A 16,925-nucleotide genomic window follows, 5' to 3' on the forward strand; every position below is an offset into this window, starting at 1 on the left:
CGGAACTGAATCATTTCACCTGCAACTGTCACGTCAATCGTGTCTAATACCGCTCCCCACGAGTCTGGCCCCACCCCCATGTCCCTTGAATCCCATGGCCCCGCGCCGTGCGACGACGCTGACGGCCATCTGGTCACCGCCGGCCCGCTGACCCCGCCACCGGACAGCGCGGGCACCCTGGCCGACGAGAAAGCGCTGCGCCATTCGGTCGCCGAGGACGTGCAGGGCATGATCCTGGCCACCCTGGTGGCCTCGCTGGGCCTGGCCATCTTCGCCAAGGGCGGCCTGATGATCGGCGGTATGGCCGGGCTGGCGTTCCTGGCCCACTACGCCTTCGGCTGGAACTTCGGCGTGGTGTTCGTGCTGGTCAACCTGCCGTTCTACTGGGTGGCAGTACGCCGCATGGGCTGGGAGTTCACACTGAAGACCTTCGCCGCGGTCACCGCCTGTGGCGTGCTCGTCGACCTGCTGCCGCGCTGGGCCGACTTCGCCCACATGAGTTCGCTGTACTCGGCCCTGGTAGGAGGCGCGCTTGCCGGGCTGGGCATCCTGTTCTACATCCGCCACCGCGCCAGCCTGGGCGGCATCGGCATCCTGGCGGTGTACCTGCAGCGGACCCGCGGCTGGAGCGCCGGCAAGGTGCAGATGTCGTTCGACACCCTGCTGATGTGCGTGGCGTTCTTCGTGCTCTCGCCGGACAAGGTGCTGTACTCGGCGATCGGCGCGGTGGTGCTGAGCCTGGTGTTGATGTTCAACCACCGCCCCGGCCGTTACATGGGCGTCTGAGCCCGCAGTTTCGCCAGCCGCTTGTACACGGGGCAGTCCGGTGCATGCGCGCCCGGCAGGTACCCCAGGCTCATCAGGAATTCGCCGGTGATTTCACCGCCGGTGAAGCGGAAGGTCTTCTTGAACAGCTTCACCCAGTCGGCCTTGTCGCGCGGGTGTTGCGCGTCCAGCCAGGCCGCGAAACTGCCGTGGCTGGCCCGCAGCTGCTGGATCACCTGCGCGTTGTGGATCGCCGCATACACCTTGAGCCGGTTGCGGATGATGCCCGGGTCGTTGAGCAGGCGTTCCACCTCGCGCTCGCCGTAGGCCGCCACCGTGTCCACGTCGAACTGGTCGTAGGCCGCGCGGAACCCTTCGCGCTTCTTCAGGATGGTTTCCCAGCTCAGCCCGGCCTGGTTGATCTCCAGCAGCAGGCGCTCGAACAGCTCGCGTTCGTCGCGCTGCGGGAAACCATATTCATGGTCATGGTAGTGACCGTGCACCGGGTGGCCCGGGGCGATGAGGCAGTAACCGCTCATGGAGACTCGTCTTCGGCAAGGGGCTCGTCGATGCCCAGTTTACGGCCGCCGCCCAGCGACAACTGCGGCCAGCGCGAGGCATGCACCTTCAGTTCACCCCGCAGCAGCGGGTCGCGGTCGGGATTCCCGCTGGCCTCGGCGGGCAGCGGGAAGTCGACTTTGCCAGCGTTCGCCCATCCGGCCCCCTCGCGCGCATGCAACCGGCACTGCGCGCCGCCCCACTGTGGTTCGTGGCAGAGCAGCACCTCGTCCACGCCGTCGCCGTCCAGGTCGCGGCGCAGGGCAATACAGCGCTCGTCGAGCTCCAGGCAGCTGCCGCCCTCGATCGTCCCGGCCACCACGGCCTTCCACCAGTCCAGCTCCGGGGCTGGGCTGCCCTTGGCCAGCTTGACCTGCTGGCGCAGCACGTCCATGTCGCCGATGCGGTCCGTGTAGCGTCCGTAGCGGACCTTCCGCCCGTCCACGTCCAGTACGCCGGCGATCAGGGTGCGGGCGCGTTTGTCGCTGCTGAAGCGTGGGTCCTGCTGCAGGGTTTTCAGGACCTGCACCCCGCGTCGGCCATAGTTGAAGCGCAGTTCGGTGGCAGTATCGGCAGTGATGGCCGGAGCCTTGGCCTCGATGCGCGCGAGCTGGCTGGCAAGGCTGATCCGGACCGGATCCAGCACGGGGGTGTTGGCCAGCACGGCCACTGCCATGACCACCCAGCACATCCAGCGGTTGACCGGTTCGATCCGCTGCAGCCAACAACCGCGTCCGCGCAGCGCGGCAAGCGCGTAGCCCACCGCATAGCCGCACACCAGCAGCGCCGCAAGCAGGCCCCAGAAGCGTTCCTGGGTCCAGCCGTACTGGCTGATGCGCAGTCCCAGCGCGTACAACGCCAGCGCTGCATAGACCGGCAGCATGAGCAGGCTGGCCTCGACCAGTCGGCGCAGCCAGAGCGGGTACGCCGGACGATCGCTTTCATGCTGGTACACCGCATTGCTGAACACCACCAGCAGCAGTACCAGGGTGAGCAGCACGGTGGTCGCGGAGCGGGTGCGCCACAGCGGTTCCAGACCCGTGAACGGCAGGCACACCACGAAGATCACCGCGATGAAGGCCAGCAGCGGCAGCAACCCGCGAGCGACCGCGAACAGCACCTGGCGGATGATCTGGATCGCACGGTGCTGGGTACGCCCGATCAGCACGCCGAACCCCGCCAGCATTCCGGTGGCCAGCGCGATGAACGCGTGTTCGCGGAACAGGTCGCTGAAGAATTCGATCTCCACCAGGTTGAACAGCGCAGCCCACAGCCACAGCAGCATCCAGGTCAGCCCGGTGAACGCCGCCGCCAGCGCCAGCGTCAGGCCGTTCTGCCAGGCATGCTCGAACAGCGCTTCGTACGGTGCGCGCCAGTGCCCGTGGCGCAGCCGGAACTGCCACCAGGGCAACGCCACGAATACCGCGATCGCCAGGCAGAACGAGAATGGCACCAGCAACGGTCCCTGACGCAGGTCGCTGGCAGGGCCGCCCAGGTTCCAGCCGATCCACCCGGCCAGCCCCAGCACCAGCGCGGTGGCCAGCCCCGCATGCAGCCACAGGCGGCGATCGCGCAGCTCGACAAGGGTCAGCGCGATCGCGGTGGGCACGGTGAGCACCCAGGCGTACCAGCACAGGCGGTTGCCGAACTCGTGGAACGGCCAGTGACCGGCGGCTTCCTGCACGGCGTACAACATCAGGCCCTGCAACAACGCGATCAGTACGATGGCGCTGCGCGAAGCCAGCGGCAATGGTGGGTGGTAGTTCATCATGCGCGTCCCTGCTTGAGTGCAGGCATCCTAGCCCAGGCTCACGCCCGTGTCCGGGCCCAGCGGGTAGAATGGGTCCATGTCCACGCTGCCCACCACACTTGCCCATCACCTGCTGGTCGCGCTGCCGTCGCTGACCGATCCCACCTTTGCACGCACGGTGGCGTTGATCTGCCAGCACGACGAAAACGGCGCCATGGGGGTGCTGGTCAACCAGCCGTCCGAGTACACGCTGGGTGATGTGCTGGCACAGATGGAGATCCAGACCGACGATCTGGCCCTTCGCGACCAGGTGGTGCTCAATGGTGGCCCGGTCCATCCCGAGCGCGGCTTTGTCGTCCACGACGACGCCAGCGGCTGGGACTCCAGCCTGCAGGTGGGCCAGGGCGTGTACCTGACCACCTCGCGCGACATCCTCGAAGCGATGGCCCGCGGCGAAGGCCCGCGCCATGCGCTGGTCACGCTGGGCTGTGCCGGCTGGACCGAAGGCCAGCTGGAAGCGGAGATCGCCGACAACAGCTGGCTGACCGTGCCGGCCGACGCCGAGCTGCTGTTCAACACCCCGCTGGAGCAGCGCTGGCAGGGCGCGGCGTCGCGCATCGGCGTGGACCTGTTCCGCCACACCGATTACAGCGGCCATGTCTGAGCCGGCCACCATCCGCCGCGACGGCACCGTACTCGGCTTCGACGTCGGTTCGCGCCGGATCGGCGTGGCCATCGGCAGTTCGTTCGGTACCCATGCGCGTGCCATCGCCGTGGTGGACGTGCACGGTAATGGGCCGGACTGGGCCGCGGTCGAGCGCCTGATCAAGGAGTGGCGGCCTGATGGCCTGGTGGTGGGCGACCCGCTCACCCTGGACGGCCAGGACCAGCCCAACCGCAAGCGTGCGCAGGGCTTCGCCCGCCAGCTGCGGGAACGTTTCAAACTGCCGGTGGTGCTGGTCGACGAGCGTTCCAGCTCGGTCGAAGCCGCGCGCCGGTTTGCCGTCGAGCGCGCCGAAGGCCGCAAGCGTCGCCGCGATGCGGCCACGCTGGATGCGGTGGCCGCTGCGGTCATCATCGAACGCTGGCTGTCTTCACCCGACGACGCCACCCCCGTTTCCTGACCCCAGACCCCTGCCATGACCGCCTCGCAACTCGATTCCGAAGGACGCCTGCGCCACCTGCTGACCCTGGAAGGTCTGCCCCGCGAAACCCTGCTGCAGCTGCTCGACCGCGCCGGCCAGATCCGCGACGCGGCGGTCGGCCGGGTCGGCAACAAGCGCCATGTGCTGGCCGGTTCGGCGGTGTGCACGCTGTTCTTCGAGCCGTCCACCCGCACCCGCAGCTCGTTCCAGCTGGCCGCGCAGCGGCTGGGTGCGGACGTGCTGAACTTCGACGCGTCCACCTCGTCCACGCGCAAGGGCGAAACCGCCTGCGACACGCTGAAGAACCTGGAAGCGATGGGCGTGCGCGGCTTCGTGGTGCGGCACCCGGACGACGGCGCGGTGGCCGAGCTTGCCGCTGCGGCGGGCGAGGGCACGGCGCTCATCAACGCCGGCGATGGTCGCAGCGCGCATCCCACCCAGGGCCTGCTCGACATGCTGACCCTGCGCCAGGCCAAGGGCGGCGATTTTTCGAAGATGAAGGTGGTGATCGTCGGCGACGTGAAGCACTCGCGCGTGGCCCGCACCGACCTGCATGCGCTGCGCACGCTGGGCGTGGGCGAAATCCGCGTGTGCGGCCCGCAGTCGCTGCTGCCGGACGATGAGACCCTGAAGGGCTGCATCGTCGGCCAGGACTTCGACCAGATGCTGGAAGGCGTCGACGCACTGATGATGCTGCGCCTGCAGCGCGAGCGCATGGAAGAGGGCCTGGTGCCGTCGATCGAGCAGTACCACGCCGAGTACGGCCTGAACGTCGCGCGCCTCAAGCGCGCTGGCCAGGACGCCGCCGTGCTGCACCCGGGCCCGATCAACCGCGGCGTGGAAGTCACCGACGAAGTGGCCGACGGCCCGCAGTCGTGGGTGCTGCGCCAGGTGGCGAACGGGGTGGCGGTGCGGATGGCGGTGCTGGAGACGTTGCTGGGTTGAGGCTCCGGCGTCAGCGCCGCTGCGCGAACAGCCATTCCCACATCGCCGCATCCGCATAGGTCGCGTCCCATGCGTTGTGGTTGCCCTGCGGGTACTCGGTATAGCGCACGTCGGATGCATCGGCCTGGTCGAACGCCGCCTTCAAGCGGCGGTCGTCTTCGGGCAGCACCACGTCGTCCTTGGCGCCATGGAACATCCAGATGGGCGTTGCCTTGAGGCGTGCGGCCATGGCGGCATACGGGTCGGCTTCATCGGCCACCGATTCCACCAGCAGCGTTGTGCGTACCGCACGCGGGGCGAGTACCGCGCCGCAGACCGGTACGATCGCGGCGAAGCGGGTGGGGTGGTCCAGGGCGATGTTCCAGCTGCCGTAGCCGCCCATCGACATGCCGGTCAGGTACTGGCGGTTTGGGTCGGCGCCGAACTCTGCGATGGTCGCGTCCAGTGCGGCGAGCGCAATGCGGTTGTTGATGCCGGCCCATTCCCCGTCATCCGGCACCTGCGGCAATACCACCAGAGCGGGGAAGTCGCGGGCATGGCTGTGCAGGTGCGGGCCCAGGCCGGCCTCGGTCTGCTTGACGCCGTCGCTGCCGCGTTCGCCCGAACCGTGCAGGAACAGCACCACCGGCAGGGAGCCGCGCTGCGCGGCCGCGTTGGCGGGAACGAACACCTGGTAGCGCGAGGTATGCCCCTCGACCGTGACCGAGCGCTCCACGAAGTGGCCCTTGTCCACGGCCCGGGTCGACGCACAAGCGCTCAACACGAACATTGCCAGCATCGCCCACCACCACCCGCTCGCCTTTCGTGCCATTGCCTGTCCTCGACTGGAATCGTTTTCAGTCTAGGCGCGGGCGGGCACGCAGGCATCTTGCAGTGCATCAGTCGGGACGTGGGGCCGATCCCAGGATCTCAAGCTGCTCGATCGCCTCCGGATGGCCATCGGCGGCTGCGGCCTGCACCTGGGCCAGGCTGGGATGCACCACCAGCAGGATCGGGTTCTCGCACACCGGGCAATCGAACTCCGCCTCGTCTTCGTGCAGTTCCATCGACATCTGGCGGGCAGTGCCTTTCCACTCGCAGGCAGGGCAGGTGTGCGGCTGGTCGCGCCAGCCGGCGGCAAAGTAGTTGTCGAGGGTCAGTGCCACGGAAACTCCGCTCAGTGCAGCAGGATCAGGGTGGCCAGGCCCAGGAAGCTGAAGAAGCCCATCACGTCGGTTACCGCGGTGACCACCACGGTGCCGGCGACGGCCGGATCCACGTTCATGCGCTTGAGCAGCAGCGGCAGCAGTACGCCGGCCAGCGCGGCAGCGCAGAAGTTGATGATCAGCGCCAGGGTGATGACCAGCGACAGCAGGAAGCTGTTGAACCACAGGAAGGCGATGATGCCGACCACGGTGCCGATCAGGGTGCCGTTGATCAACGCCACCCGCGATTCCTTCCACAGCAGGATGCGCGCGTTGCTCTGGCCGACCTGGCCGAGCGCGATGCCGCGCACCATCAGGGTCAGTACCTGCACCGCCGCGTTGCCGCCCACGCCGGCCACGATCGGCATCAGCACCGCCAGCGCTACGACTTTCTGCAGGGTCAGCTCGAACTGGCCGATCACCGTGGCCGCCAGGAACGCGGTGCAGAGGTTGATGCCCAGCCACACCACGCGGCCGCGCACGGCGCGCTTGATCGGGGAGAACAGGTCTTCCTCTTCGTCCAGGCCGGCCGCGCCGAGCGCCTGGTGCTCGGCCTGCGAACGGATGATGTCGACCACGTCATCGATGGTGATGCGGCCAAGCAGGATGTTGTTGTCGTCCACCACCGGCGCCGAGACCCAGTCATGGTCGGAGAACTGCCGCGCCACTTCGTCGGCGCTTTCGCCCACGTCGATGGCCGGTTGTTCGTCGTCGATCAGGCGGTTGATCGGGGTGCTGTCTTCGTGGGTCACCAGCGAAGCCAGCGACAACCGTCCCAGGTACTGGTGACGGCGGCTGACCACGAACAGGTGGTCGGTGTGGTCGGGCAGCTCGCCGCGCAGGCGCAGGTAGCGCAGCACCACGTCGACGTTGACGTCGGCGCGCACGGTCACCACGTCCGGGTTCATCAGGCGGCCGGCGCTGTCCTCGGGATAGGACAGCACCTGCTCGAGCCGCTCGCGGTTCTCGCGGTCCATCGACTTGAGCACTTCGTCGATGACCGTGTCCGGCAGGTCTTCAACCAGGTCGGCCAGGTCATCGATGTCCAGGTCTTCGACCGCGGCGATGATCTCGTCCGGGTCCATGTCGGCCAGCAGGCTTTCGCGCACTTCCTCGCCGACGTGGACCAGCACCTCGCCGTCGTCTTCCGGGTCGACCAGGCCCCAGACCACCTCGCGCTTGCCGGGCGGCAGCGACTCCAGCAGGTTGCCGATCTCGGCCGGCGCCAGCGTGTTGACCAGGCGGCGCACCGGCCCAAGCCGCCCGCTGTCCAGTGCATCGGACAACAGGCGCAACTGGCGCGCCGTCTTGTCGTGGCGTACGGCTTCGGCCATGCACAACTCCCGCGGAAATCAAAAAGGCCGCTATCCCGTACAGGATGCGGCAAGAGGGGTGGTCACCGCGTCATTATCGCGCGGTAATGTTTCAGTGCACAGCCTTGTCGGCGCAATCGACCACGCCGTAAACCATTATTGGTTCGACTCGATCCACCGCTCGATCCCGCGCCGATCGCGGGCGGCGAGCAGTTTCGGCGCGGCGGCCTGCAGTTCGCCCAGATCGCTTTCGCGCACTGCGCGGCGCACTTCCAGCAGGGTGCCCGGGTGCAGGCTGAACTCGGTCAATCCCAGCGCCAGCAGCAGCCGGGTCATGCGCGGGTCGCCGGCGATCTCGCCGCAGACCGCCACCGGCACGTCGTGCTCGCGGCCCACCCGCAGGATGTGCGCGAGCAGGCGCAGCACCGCCGGGTGCAGCGGCGAATACAGCTCGCCGACCGCTTCGTTGTTGCGGTCGGCGGCCAGCAGGTACTGCACCAGGTCGTTGGTCCCCACCGACAGGAAGTCGACCAGGTCGATGAAGCTCTCCAGCGCGATCGCCGCCGCCGGCACTTCGATCATCGCGCCGAACGGGATGTGCTCGGCCACCTCGTGGCCCTCGGCACGCAGCAGCTCGGCCTGCTTGGCCAGGCGCCGGCGTACCGCCCGTATTTCCTCGCGGGTGCTGACCATCGGCAGCAGGATGCGCAGCTTGCCGTAAGCCGAGGCGCGCAGGATCGCGCGCAGCTGGGTATCGGCCACTTTGGGCCGGGCCAGCGAAAGGCGGATCCCGCGCAGGCCCAGCGCCGGGTTTTCCTCATTGCTCAGGGTCAGGCCGGTGCGGTCGGCCTTGTCCGCGCCGAGGTCGAGGGTGCGGATGGTCACCGGCCGCCCGCTCATGCCCAGCGCGGCGTCGCGGTAGGTTTCGAACTGTTCCTGTTCGTCGGGCAGCTCGTCACGCTGCAGGAACAGGAACTCGGTGCGGTACAGGCCCAGGCCGTGCGCGCCCAGCGCGTGCGCTTCAGTGACGTCCTCGCGCGACTCGGCATTGGCCAGCAGCGCGATGGTGACGTTGTCGCGGGTACGGCTGGGCTTGCTGCGCAGGCGGCCGAGTTCGCGTTGCTCGCGGGCCTGCTCGCGCAGTCGCGCGCGGTAGTCGCGCAGGTCCAGCGGCAGCGGGTTGACCGTGATCTGCCCGGTGTTGCCGTCGATGCCGAGCACGTCGCCGTCGGCGATCTTCTGCAGCGCGTTGGGCACGTTGACGATCAGCGGCAGGTGCAGGCTGCGCGCGAGGATCGCGCTGTGCGACAGCGCACTGCCGGCGGCGGTGACGATGCCGACCACGCCGTGCGCCTGCAGCTGGGCCAGTTCGGACGGGGCGATGTTGTCGCAGACCAGGATCTCCCCGGCCAGCCCCTTCACGTCCGGCGGGCGCTTCTGCAGGAACGCATGGATGCGCCCGATCACATGGTCCAGGTCGTCCATGCGGCTCTTCAGGTAGGCATCGTCCATGCCATCGAAGACCTTGGCCAGGCGGTCGCGCTGCACCCGCAGCGCATAGCCGGCGCTGTAGGGGCCACTGCGGATCAACTCATCCAGGCCGTACAGCAGTTCCGGGTCGTCCAGCAGCAGGGCGTGCAGGTCGAGGAACTCGCCGGCTTCCTGGTTCAGCGCGCCATGCAGGCGCTGGCGAAGGTCGTGCATTTCGGCGCGGGCCGCGTCCACCGCCTGGTGCAGCCGCTGCAGTTCGGCCGGCACCTGGGCCGGGGTGATGCGTTGCTCGGCTACTTCCAGCGCGTGCGGCAGGCGCACCCGCGCGCGGCCGAGCGCATTGCCGCGCGAGGCACCGTGGCCGGCCAGCAGCAGGGCGCCGGACGCGGTCCGTGCCGTGCTGGAACCCGATCGCGACGGTGGCCCCGGCATGCTCAGCTGTCCTCGTCGAAGCGTCGCTCGAACAGGTCCACCACGGCTTCCATGGCGGCGCCTTCGTCTTCGCCGTCGATGCGCACGGTGACCGGGGTGCCCTGGCCGGCGGCCAGCAGCATCACGCCCATGATGCTCTTGGCGTTGATCTCGCGGCCCTTGGCGGCCATGGTCACATTGCAGCGGAACGGTGCCAGTACCTGCACCAGCTTTGCAGTGGCGCGGGCGTGCAGCCCGAGGCGGTTGGATACGGTGAGTTCACGTTCAAGCATCGTCGACAATCGCTCCATTGCGAGTGCCCGCCGCCGCAGTGGCGGGCAGTTGATCCAGTCCCTGTTCCGGATAATTCATCACTCGCAACAACATCGGCAGGCTCAGCGCCGAGACCCGGCGTGCCGGGGTGCCCAGGCGGGCCAGCTGCGCTGCCAGATTGCTCGGGCTGGCGCCATACAGGTCGGTCAGGATCAGCACGCCGTCTCCACTGTCGACCCGGCGCAACGCGGCCGAGGCAAGCGGGAGCAGGACATCCAGGTCTGCGTCGAACGGTACTTCGAAAGCTTCGGTCTTCAGCGGCAGGTGCCGCAGCAGCCGGGTCGCCACGTCCAGCAGGGACGTGCCTACACCGGGATGAGTTACAAGGAGAATGCCACAGGTCATTGTCGAACGTTAACATCCCAAGATGAATTGGGGATACACCACGGGAGCAACGGACCGTTGGGCCGTCGACTCAATCCAGCTCGCGATGGAACGTGGCCACGTCTTCCCAGCCCTGGTCCCGCGCATGCCGGGCCAGGCGCTCGGCCAGGTACACCGAACGGTGCTTGCCACCGGTGCAGCCGAACGCCACGGTGACGTAGCTGCGGGTGTCATTGCCAAGGCGGGGCAGCCAGGTGTCGAGGAAGTCGACCAGCTGGGCCACGTACTTCTGCACGTCCGGCTGCTCGTCCAGGTACTCGCGCACCCCGGCTTCGCGCCCGGACATAGGCCGCAGCTCGGGGTTCCAGTGCGGATTGGGCAGCACGCGGGCATCGAACACGAAGTCGGCTTCTGCCGGCACGCCGCGCTTGTAGGCGAACGATTCGAACAGCAGTGAAAGCTTGTTGCCGTGGCTCAGCGCGAATTCGGTCACCACCTTGCGGCGCAGCTGGTGCACGTTGAGCGCGGTGGTGTCGATCACCGCGTCGGCAGCGCGGCGCAGCGGCGCGGTGAGTTCGCGTTCGCGTGCGATCGCCTCGGGCAGCGACAGGCCGAGCTGGCTCAGCGGATGCCGGCGTCGGGTGTCGGCATAGCGCTTGAGCAGGGCTTCATCGGTAGCGTCGAAGAACAGCAGCTGCGCGTCCAGCCCGGCTGCCAGGGCGTCTTCGCGCCAGTGCGAGAGCTGGCTGAGGTCGCTCTGGCCACGCACGTCGATGCCCACCGCCAGGCGGCGCGGGACGTCGGCATCGTGGCCGGCCAGCAGGCTGCGCACGAAGTCGGGCAGCAGGTTGATCGGCAGGTTGTCCGAGCAGTAGTAGTCCAGGTCTTCGAAGGTCTTCAGCGCGACCGTCTTGCCGGAGCCGGACAGCCCGCTGACGATGATCAGGGTGGCGGCAGTGGGGGCCGGGGTGCTCATGGGCTGCGGCGCTCCAGCAGGTTGCTGTGGCGGGCGATGAACATCGCGGCCGGGTCGATGCCCTTGGTGCGCAGGATGTGCAGGCGGGTGGCCGCCTCGGTCAGCACCGACAGGTTGCGCCCGGGCATCACCGGCAGGGTGATCAGCGGTACGTCCAGGTCGAGCACGTGGCGGGTGCCGGAATCGCCGGTCAGGCGTTCGTAACCATGGGGGGTGGGTTCGGTCATGGGCTTGGTCAGGTGCACGATGAGCCGAAGGTACTTGTTCTTCTTTACCGCCGTGTCACCGAACATCTCGCGCACGTTGAGCACGCCCAGGCCGCGCACTTCGAGCAGGTCCTGCAGCAGCTCCGGGCAGGTGCCGTCGAGCACGTCGGGGGCGATCTGGGTGAATTCGGGGGCGTCGTCGGCGACCAGCCGGTGGCCGCGGCTGAGCAGTTCCAGCGCCAGCTCGCTCTTGCCCGAGCCCGCCTCACCGGTGATCAGCACGCCGATCGAGTAGATCTCCATGAACACGCCATGCAGGATCACCCGCGGCGCCAGGGTCCGGGCCAGGTGGTAAGAGAGGTGGTTGAGCAGCTCGTGGCCGCGCTTGGGCGAGATCCACAGCGGGGTCTGCGACTCGTCGGCGGCCGCGCGCAGGTCTTCCGGGCAGGGCTGGTTGCGGGTGATCACCAGTGCCAGCGGGTGCGACTGCATGATCCGCTCGATGGTTTCCCAGCGTTGCCGCGAATCCAGCGAATCCAGCCAGGACAGCTCTTCGGTGCCCAGGATCTGCACCTTGTTGGGGTAGATCGCGTTGAGGTAGCCGGCCAGCGAAGGGCGCCGCGAGACCGTATTGCCGGCCTCCAGCTCGCGCCGCTCGCCCTTCTGTCCGGCCACCCAGCGCAGGCCGAGGCGGTCGCGTTGCTGTTCGAACAGTTCACGGGCGGTGATGCTGGTATTCATGCGGCGCTCGCCGGCGGGGGGAATTCGATGACCTGGCGCAGGGTCGCCGCGTCGCGCGCTTCGCGCAGCGCCTGGCGGATGGCCGGCTCGGAAAACAGCTCGGCCAGCTCGGACAGCAGCATCAGGTGTTGATGGGTGTAGTGGCTGGGCACGGCGATGGCGAACACCAGGTCCACCGGCTCGTCGCCGCCGAAGTCGACCGGACGTTCCAGCCGCAGCAGCGCCCCGCGGGGGCGTTCCAGCAGCGGTGCGCGGCCATGCGGGATGGCGATGCCGTGGCCGATGGCGGTACTGCCCAGCGTTTCACGCTCGCACAGGTTCCGGTAGATCAGGTCGGCATTGGCTTCGCGACAGGCCAGCAGCCTGGCGGCGGCCTTCAGCACACTGTCGCGATCGGCGGCCGGCAGCACCTGGGTGCGCACGGCCGCCAGTAGATCAGTCAAAGGCATGTTGGGGGGAGAGCGGTGGCGTCAGCCGCCATTGTCGCCCAAGGGAGCCGGAACCGGGGCGTGCTGGTGCTTTTTCTCCTTGTGCTTGATGACCAGCCGGTCCAGCTTGTCGGCAAGCACGTCGATGGCCGCATACATGGTCTGGCCGTTGGCTTCGGCGTGGAGGGTCTGGCCGGGGATGTTCACGCTGGCGTCGACGTGGTGGTCGGGCTTCTGCAGCTTCAGTGTGACCCGCGCGTCGCAATGCTGATCGAAGTGCTTGCCGATCCGCGCCAGCTTCTCCTCTACGTAGGAATGCAGGGCCGGGGTGACTTCGACATCTTTGCCAAACGTTTCGATGCGCATCGGGTTTCTCCTTTGTTCGGATGAGCCAATGAACCTTGCCGCCAGGCGCGTGAGCGTCAGGCGATGCGAACTCGTTCGTGCGAGGCGGAAATGTTCATGGCCTCACGATACTTCGCCACGGTGCGCCGCGCCACCGGTATTCCGGAGGTCTTGAGCAGGTCAGCCAGCTTGGCGTCAGAAAGCGGCTTGCGCGGGTTTTCGTCGTCGATCAGGCGCCGGATCATGGCCTGGATGGCGGTGCTGGAGGCCTCGCCGCCGCTGTCGGTGTCGATCCCGGAGGCGAAGAACGCGCGCAGGGCCAGGGTCCCACGCGGGGTCCGCACGTACTTGCGGGCGATCGCCCGGGAAATGGTCGATTCGTGCAGGCCCAGCTCGCCGGCCACCTCGCGCAGGGTCAGCGGGCGCAGGGCCTGTTCACCGAACTCCAGGAAGGCGGCCTGCTGCTGCAGCAGGCAGCGCATCACCCGCAGCAGGGTCTCGCCACGGGCCTCCAGGCCCTTGAGCAGCCAGCGCGCCTCCTGCAGGTGGGCGCGCAGGTAGCCGGCGTCGCTTTCGCCGCAGCGGCGGATCATCTGCTCATAGCCCCGGTGGATGACCACCTTGGGTCCGGCGTGGCCGGCCAGGGCCGCCCGCCAGCTGCCGTTCTGGCGCCAGACCACGCAGTCCGGGACCACGTAGCTGTCGTGGGCCAGGTCGCCGATCTGGGTGCCGGGGCGCGGGTCCAGCGAGCGCAGCAGCTGTACGGCGGTCTCCACCGCGTCCAGCGGCTCGCGCAGCTCGTGGGCAATGCCGTTCACGCCGCTGCGCGGCAGCCGCTCCAGCGGGCCGTCGGCGATCCGCCGGGCCAGCGCCAGGCCGGGGGTCTGCGGGTCCAGCACGTCCAGCTGCAGCTGCAGGCATTCGCCCAGGCTGCGCGCGCCGACCCCGATCGGGTCGAAGCGCTGGATCTGGTGCAGCACGGTGAGGATCTCGGCCTCGTCGGCATGGATGGCCGGGAGCAGGGTCTCGGCGATGGTGGCCAGCGGCTCGCGCAGGTAGCCGTCTTCGCCCAGCGCATCGATCAGGGCGGCGCCGATGCTGCGGTCGCGCCGGGACAGGTGCGAGAGGTGCAGCTGCCACAGCAGGTGGTCGGCCAGGCTTTCGGTCTCGGCCACGCGCTCGGCGGCGCTGCCGTTGTCGTCATCGTCGAACGAGCCGCCGCTGCCGCCACTGCCCCAGTCGCCTTCACCGGGCGCCCAGTCCTCGGCGCCTTCGGTTCGGGCGTCGCGCTCATCGGCGCGCTCGGCCGCGTCGGCCGGGCGCTCGTCGCTGCCCGGTGCGGCCTCCAGGTCCGGCTCGGCGTTCTCGGCCCAGTCCAGCAGGGGGTTGGTCTCCACCGCCTCGGCCAGTTCCAGCTCCAGCTCGGGGGTGGACATCTGCAGCAACTTGATCGCCTGACGCAGCTGCGGCGTCATGACCAGTTGTTGCCCCAGCGATGTCTGCAGCCGTGCTTTCATGCCTGTGCCGAACGGAGGGAAGGCGATGCAGCGGCCGGCGGGTCAGAGCTTGAAGGTCTCTCCAAGGTAGACACGGCGGACGTCTGCGTTTTCCAGGATCGCGGCTGGTGCCCCCTGCGCCAGTACGCTGCCTTCGTTGAGGATATACGCGCGGTCGCAGATTCCCAAGGTCTCGCGCACATTGTGGTCGGTGATCAGGACCCCGATGCCGCGCTGCTTGAGGTGGGTGACGATGCGCTGGATCTCGCCGACCGAGATCGGGTCGACGCCGGCGAACGGCTCGTCGAGCAGGATCAGGCGCGGCTTGGCGGCCAGAGCCCGGGCGATTTCGCAGCGGCGGCGCTCGCCACCGGACAGGCTGGCGCCCAGCTGGTCGGCCACGTGGCCGATCTGCAGTTCGTCCAGCAGCGAATTCAGTTCCTTCTCGCGGCCGGCCCTGTCCAGGTCCTCGCGCAGCTCCAGCACCAGACGCAGGTTGTCGGCCACGGTCAGCTTGCGGAACACCGACGGCTCCTGCGGCAGGTAGCCCACGCCCTGCTTGGCGCGGGTGTACATCGGGTCGGCGGTGATGTCCTTGCCGTCCAGCACGATGCTGCCGGCATCGGCCTCGACCAGCCCGACGATCATGTAGAAGCAGGTGGTCTTGCCGGCACCGTTGGGGCCGAGCAGGCCGACCACTTCACCGGCGTCCAGGGTCAGGCCGAATTCCTTGACCACTTCGCGCTGCTTGTAGCGCTTGCGCAGACCTTTGGCGACCAGCATTACTTCTTGCTCCCGGCGGTGGGGACAGTGGTCTTGGCGGGGGCGGCCGGCTTGGCGGCCGGGGCGGCGCCCTTGTTCTTGGGCGGAATGACCGTGCGCACGCGGCCGGCTTCACCGCCGCCACCGCTGTTCATTTCGCCGGTACGGGTGTTGTAGACCATGCGCTGGCCGCTGTTGGTGCCCTGCGCGCTGACCACTTCGTAGTTGCCGGTCAGGGTGATGATTTCGCCCTTGATGTCGTAATCGATCTTGTCGGCGCGTGCATTCATCATGCTTCCGTCGTCCAGCTGCTGCTTCATGGTGGCCTGCTTGCCGGTGAACACCGCACGCACCGCCTCGCCATCCTTCATGTGGACATCGGCCTGTGCGGCACGGATGTCGAGCGTGCCCTGGGTGATCACGACATTGCGCGACAGGGTGATGACGCCATCGCCCAGGAACGAGCCGGACTGCGCGTCGGACTCGATGGTCATTTCCTGGTTGCGGTCGGTGCTCTTGGCCTGCACGGCAAGCGGGACGGCCAGGCACAGGGCAAGTACGGCGGCGGAGAAGATCTTCATGGCGTGGGGCTTTCCTGCCTGATTCGGGGGAACGGCCAGTGCCGTCGCTGGAACATCGGAGCGGGTCATTGGCGGGGCGTGTATCGGGTCTTGACCTGGCTCAGGAACTGATAGGTCTTGTCGCTGGAGTTCAGGGCGAAGCCTACCCCGGACTGGATCATGCCCGGCCGGGTCAGGGTGACCAGGCCGTCGGAGGTGGCCCGGTTTTCATTCGGGAACACGTCCAGCTGCTCGGTCCGGAAGGTGGTCGGCGGCACCGTCGGCACGCGCGGGCTGTCGCCACTGACGTTGCCGGTCAGGCGCAGCTTGTCGCCGTTGGCGCTGACCCAGCCGGTGTCGCTGCGCAGTTCCCAGTGGTTGCCGTCGCGGTCGGGCAGCAGGAACAGGGGGGTCTGGATGGTCATCGTCTCATCGCTGCGGGTGCGCTCCAGCAGCGGCGCGCGCAGCGTGGTCGACTCGCGGCCCTGTTCGTCCAGCGCGACGATCTCGAAGTCGTGCAGCACGTAGTCGCGGCTGGCGTCGTCGCCGGTCGCCTCCGGCGCCTTGTCGCGGTCGCGCAGCAGCGCCCAGCCGCTGAGCACGGCGGCAACCAGCAGCAGGCCACCCAGTGCGGTACGCAGGCTCATGCGCCGAACCTCGCCAGCACCGCGTCCACGTGGCCCTGTGTGGCCAGCAGCACGTCGCACAGCTCGCGCGCGGCACCGCGGCCGCCGTCTGCACGGGTCTGCCAGTGCACGCGCTCGGCGATCCAGGGGTGGGCGTTGGCCGGGGCCACCGCCAGCCCGACCGCGCACAGCGGCGCCAGGTCGGGCAGGTCGTCGCCCATGAAGGCGACCTGGTCCAGGCCGATGCCGTGCTGTTCGCACAGCACCCGCACGCTGGCCAGCTTGTCGCCGACCGCGATCTGGGTGTCGATGCCCAGGTCGGCGCCGCGCTTGAGCGCCGACAGGCTGTTGCGCGCGGTGATCAGCACGGGGTGGATGCCGTGCTGCTGCAGCAGTTTCAGGCCCAGTCCGTCCTGCACGTAATACGCCTTGCTCTCGTTGCCGTCACGGTCGTAGTAGAGCCGACCATCGGTGAGCGTGCCGTCCACGTCGAAACAGGCCAGCCGGATACGGCCGGCGGCGGCATGCAGGTGGGACGGGAAACCGGGCAACGGGGAATAGGGCAT

The 16,925-nt window shown here is 68.2% G+C and carries 21 protein-coding genes; 4 read left to right on the forward strand and 17 right to left on the reverse strand.

The window, feature by feature from the left end; all coding sequences use genetic code 11:
• The first annotated feature begins 78 nt into the window (after nucleotides 1-78).
• On the forward strand, nucleotides 79-786 hold the full coding sequence (locus HGB51_RS11715) for a YitT family protein (protein ID WP_070206697.1): 708 nt from the start codon (nucleotides 79-81) through the stop codon (nucleotides 784-786).
• Here HGB51_RS11715 and HGB51_RS11720 read toward each other — a convergent pair.
• Together HGB51_RS11720 and HGB51_RS11725 are read right to left on the reverse strand one after the other, a co-directional pair.
• Nucleotides 771-1,304, reverse strand: a complete 534-nt coding sequence (locus tag HGB51_RS11720) for a DNA-3-methyladenine glycosylase I (RefSeq protein WP_070206696.1) — start codon at nucleotides 1,302-1,304, stop codon at nucleotides 771-773. The two genes, HGB51_RS11715 and HGB51_RS11720, sit on opposite strands and share 16 nt — an antisense overlap.
• Nucleotides 1,301-3,091, reverse strand: coding sequence for a DUF4153 domain-containing protein (locus HGB51_RS11725; protein WP_070206708.1), 1,791 nt, complete (start codon nucleotides 3,089-3,091; stop codon nucleotides 1,301-1,303). Before HGB51_RS11725 ends, HGB51_RS11720 begins: the two co-directional genes overlap by 4 nt.
• Before the next feature lie 79 nt (nucleotides 3,092-3,170).
• Here HGB51_RS11725 and HGB51_RS11730 point away from each other — a divergent pair, with 79 nt between their 5' ends.
• Genes HGB51_RS11730 through HGB51_RS11740 form a run of 3 tightly spaced genes read left to right on the forward strand, consistent with a single transcriptional unit; the run spans nucleotide 3,171 to nucleotide 5,163 of the window.
• Nucleotides 3,171-3,737 carry a YqgE/AlgH family protein gene (locus HGB51_RS11730; protein WP_070206695.1) on the forward strand — a complete coding sequence of 189 codons (567 nt, stop codon included), beginning with the start codon at nucleotides 3,171-3,173 and terminating at the stop codon, nucleotides 3,735-3,737.
• Nucleotides 3,730-4,197 carry a Holliday junction resolvase RuvX gene (ruvX, locus tag HGB51_RS11735; protein WP_070206694.1) on the forward strand — a complete coding sequence of 156 codons (468 nt, stop codon included), beginning with the start codon at nucleotides 3,730-3,732 and terminating at the stop codon, nucleotides 4,195-4,197. The genes HGB51_RS11730 and ruvX overlap by 8 nt, the downstream gene beginning before the upstream one ends.
• A gap of 15 nt (nucleotides 4,198-4,212) precedes the next feature.
• Nucleotides 4,213-5,163 carry an aspartate carbamoyltransferase catalytic subunit gene (locus HGB51_RS11740; protein ID WP_070206693.1) on the forward strand — a complete coding sequence of 317 codons (951 nt, stop codon included), beginning with the start codon at nucleotides 4,213-4,215 and terminating at the stop codon, nucleotides 5,161-5,163.
• 10 nt (nucleotides 5,164-5,173) lie between these two features.
• Here the strand turns inward: HGB51_RS11740 and HGB51_RS11745 are convergent, their stop codons facing one another.
• From HGB51_RS11745 to HGB51_RS11815, 15 genes are all read right to left on the reverse strand, one after another.
• Nucleotides 5,174-5,974: a carboxylesterase family protein gene (locus HGB51_RS11745; RefSeq protein WP_070206692.1), complete on the reverse strand. Its 801-nt coding sequence runs from the start codon at nucleotides 5,972-5,974 to the stop codon at nucleotides 5,174-5,176.
• A gap of 67 nt (nucleotides 5,975-6,041) precedes the next feature.
• On the reverse strand, nucleotides 6,042-6,308 hold the full coding sequence (locus HGB51_RS11750; RefSeq protein ID WP_070206691.1) for a hypothetical protein: 267 nt from the start codon (nucleotides 6,306-6,308) through the stop codon (nucleotides 6,042-6,044).
• Between the two features lie 11 nt (nucleotides 6,309-6,319).
• A complete protein-coding gene (gene mgtE / locus HGB51_RS11755) occupies nucleotides 6,320-7,681 on the reverse strand; it encodes a magnesium transporter (protein WP_070206690.1) in 1,362 nt (453 codons plus the stop codon).
• A 135-nt stretch (nucleotides 7,682-7,816) separates the two neighbouring features.
• On the reverse strand, nucleotides 7,817-9,583 hold the full coding sequence (ptsP, locus tag HGB51_RS11760) for a phosphoenolpyruvate--protein phosphotransferase (RefSeq protein ID WP_070206689.1): 1,767 nt from the start codon (nucleotides 9,581-9,583) through the stop codon (nucleotides 7,817-7,819).
• Between the two features lie 2 nt (nucleotides 9,584-9,585).
• Complete coding sequence (locus HGB51_RS11765) at nucleotides 9,586-9,855, reverse strand: HPr family phosphocarrier protein (protein WP_070206688.1); 270 nt, start codon at nucleotides 9,853-9,855, stop codon at nucleotides 9,586-9,588.
• Nucleotides 9,848-10,240: a PTS sugar transporter subunit IIA gene (locus tag HGB51_RS11770; RefSeq protein WP_070206687.1), complete on the reverse strand. Its 393-nt coding sequence runs from the start codon at nucleotides 10,238-10,240 to the stop codon at nucleotides 9,848-9,850. The genes HGB51_RS11765 and HGB51_RS11770 overlap by 8 nt, the downstream gene beginning before the upstream one ends.
• Nucleotides 10,241-10,310: 70 nt before the next feature.
• Nucleotides 10,311-11,195: an RNase adapter RapZ gene (gene rapZ, locus HGB51_RS11775; protein ID WP_070206686.1), complete on the reverse strand. Its 885-nt coding sequence runs from the start codon at nucleotides 11,193-11,195 to the stop codon at nucleotides 10,311-10,313.
• Nucleotides 11,192-12,142, reverse strand: a complete 951-nt coding sequence (gene hprK, locus HGB51_RS11780) for an HPr(Ser) kinase/phosphatase (RefSeq protein ID WP_070206685.1) — start codon at nucleotides 12,140-12,142, stop codon at nucleotides 11,192-11,194. Before hprK ends, rapZ begins: the two co-directional genes overlap by 4 nt.
• Nucleotides 12,139-12,591 (reverse strand): PTS sugar transporter subunit IIA, encoded by a 453-nt coding sequence (locus tag HGB51_RS11785; RefSeq protein ID WP_070206684.1) that lies wholly within the window; start codon nucleotides 12,589-12,591, stop codon nucleotides 12,139-12,141. The genes hprK and HGB51_RS11785 overlap by 4 nt, the downstream gene beginning before the upstream one ends.
• Nucleotides 12,592-12,612: 21 nt before the next feature.
• Nucleotides 12,613-12,936 carry a ribosome hibernation-promoting factor, HPF/YfiA family gene (gene hpf, locus HGB51_RS11790; RefSeq protein WP_070206683.1) on the reverse strand — a complete coding sequence of 108 codons (324 nt, stop codon included), beginning with the start codon at nucleotides 12,934-12,936 and terminating at the stop codon, nucleotides 12,613-12,615.
• A 56-nt stretch (nucleotides 12,937-12,992) separates the two neighbouring features.
• Nucleotides 12,993-14,432, reverse strand: coding sequence for an RNA polymerase factor sigma-54 (locus tag HGB51_RS11795; RefSeq protein WP_070206682.1), 1,440 nt, complete (start codon nucleotides 14,430-14,432; stop codon nucleotides 12,993-12,995).
• Nucleotides 14,433-14,474: 42 nt separating this feature from the next.
• The gene (lptB, locus tag HGB51_RS11800) at nucleotides 14,475-15,194 is read right to left on the reverse strand and encodes an LPS export ABC transporter ATP-binding protein (protein WP_070206681.1); all 720 of its coding nucleotides are present in this window, start codon (nucleotides 15,192-15,194) and stop codon (nucleotides 14,475-14,477) included.
• Nucleotides 15,194-15,754 (reverse strand): lipopolysaccharide transport periplasmic protein LptA, encoded by a 561-nt coding sequence (lptA, locus tag HGB51_RS11805; RefSeq protein ID WP_070206680.1) that lies wholly within the window; start codon nucleotides 15,752-15,754, stop codon nucleotides 15,194-15,196. The genes lptB and lptA overlap by 1 nt, the downstream gene beginning before the upstream one ends.
• 65 nt (nucleotides 15,755-15,819) lie before the next feature.
• Nucleotides 15,820-16,380 (reverse strand): LPS export ABC transporter periplasmic protein LptC, encoded by a 561-nt coding sequence (lptC, locus tag HGB51_RS11810; RefSeq protein WP_070206679.1) that lies wholly within the window; start codon nucleotides 16,378-16,380, stop codon nucleotides 15,820-15,822.
• Nucleotides 16,377-16,925, reverse strand: coding sequence for a KdsC family phosphatase (locus tag HGB51_RS11815; RefSeq protein ID WP_070206678.1), 549 nt, complete (start codon nucleotides 16,923-16,925; stop codon nucleotides 16,377-16,379). The genes lptC and HGB51_RS11815 overlap by 4 nt, the downstream gene beginning before the upstream one ends.

The organism is Stenotrophomonas bentonitica (genome assembly GCF_013185915.1).
In the GTDB taxonomy this organism is placed as follows: Bacteria; Pseudomonadota; Gammaproteobacteria; order Xanthomonadales; family Xanthomonadaceae; genus Stenotrophomonas; species Stenotrophomonas bentonitica.

What these genes read in the sequence shown, in the direction of transcription:
- HGB51_RS11715 (WP_070206697.1), top strand. Translation starts at nt 79, where the DNA reads ATGTCCCTTGAATCCCATGGCCCCGCGCCGTGCGACGACGCTGACGGC.
- HGB51_RS11720 (WP_070206696.1), bottom strand. Translation starts at nt 1,304, where the DNA reads ATGAGCGGTTACTGCCTCATCGCCCCGGGCCACCCGGTGCACGGTCAC.
- HGB51_RS11725 (WP_070206708.1), bottom strand. Translation starts at nt 3,091, where the DNA reads ATGAACTACCACCCACCATTGCCGCTGGCTTCGCGCAGCGCCATCGTA.
- HGB51_RS11730 (WP_070206695.1), top strand. Translation starts at nt 3,171, where the DNA reads ATGTCCACGCTGCCCACCACACTTGCCCATCACCTGCTGGTCGCGCTG.
- ruvX (WP_070206694.1), top strand. Translation starts at nt 3,730, where the DNA reads ATGTCTGAGCCGGCCACCATCCGCCGCGACGGCACCGTACTCGGCTTC.
- HGB51_RS11740 (WP_070206693.1), top strand. Translation starts at nt 4,213, where the DNA reads ATGACCGCCTCGCAACTCGATTCCGAAGGACGCCTGCGCCACCTGCTG.
- HGB51_RS11745 (WP_070206692.1), bottom strand. Translation starts at nt 5,974, where the DNA reads ATGGCACGAAAGGCGAGCGGGTGGTGGTGGGCGATGCTGGCAATGTTC.
- mgtE (WP_070206690.1), bottom strand. Translation starts at nt 7,681, where the DNA reads ATGGCCGAAGCCGTACGCCACGACAAGACGGCGCGCCAGTTGCGCCTG.
- ptsP (WP_070206689.1), bottom strand. Translation starts at nt 9,583, where the DNA reads ATGCCGGGGCCACCGTCGCGATCGGGTTCCAGCACGGCACGGACCGCG.
- HGB51_RS11765 (WP_070206688.1), bottom strand. Translation starts at nt 9,855, where the DNA reads ATGCTTGAACGTGAACTCACCGTATCCAACCGCCTCGGGCTGCACGCC.
- HGB51_RS11770 (WP_070206687.1), bottom strand. Translation starts at nt 10,240, where the DNA reads ATGACCTGTGGCATTCTCCTTGTAACTCATCCCGGTGTAGGCACGTCC.
- rapZ (WP_070206686.1), bottom strand. Translation starts at nt 11,195, where the DNA reads ATGAGCACCCCGGCCCCCACTGCCGCCACCCTGATCATCGTCAGCGGG.
- hprK (WP_070206685.1), bottom strand. Translation starts at nt 12,142, where the DNA reads ATGAATACCAGCATCACCGCCCGTGAACTGTTCGAACAGCAACGCGAC.
- HGB51_RS11785 (WP_070206684.1), bottom strand. Translation starts at nt 12,591, where the DNA reads ATGCCTTTGACTGATCTACTGGCGGCCGTGCGCACCCAGGTGCTGCCG.
- hpf (WP_070206683.1), bottom strand. Translation starts at nt 12,936, where the DNA reads ATGCGCATCGAAACGTTTGGCAAAGATGTCGAAGTCACCCCGGCCCTG.
- HGB51_RS11795 (WP_070206682.1), bottom strand. Translation starts at nt 14,432, where the DNA reads ATGAAAGCACGGCTGCAGACATCGCTGGGGCAACAACTGGTCATGACG.
- lptB (WP_070206681.1), bottom strand. Translation starts at nt 15,194, where the DNA reads ATGCTGGTCGCCAAAGGTCTGCGCAAGCGCTACAAGCAGCGCGAAGTG.
- lptA (WP_070206680.1), bottom strand. Translation starts at nt 15,754, where the DNA reads ATGAAGATCTTCTCCGCCGCCGTACTTGCCCTGTGCCTGGCCGTCCCG.
- lptC (WP_070206679.1), bottom strand. Translation starts at nt 16,380, where the DNA reads ATGAGCCTGCGTACCGCACTGGGTGGCCTGCTGCTGGTTGCCGCCGTG.
- HGB51_RS11815 (WP_070206678.1), bottom strand. Translation starts at nt 16,925, where the DNA reads ATGCCCTATTCCCCGTTGCCCGGTTTCCCGTCCCACCTGCATGCCGCC.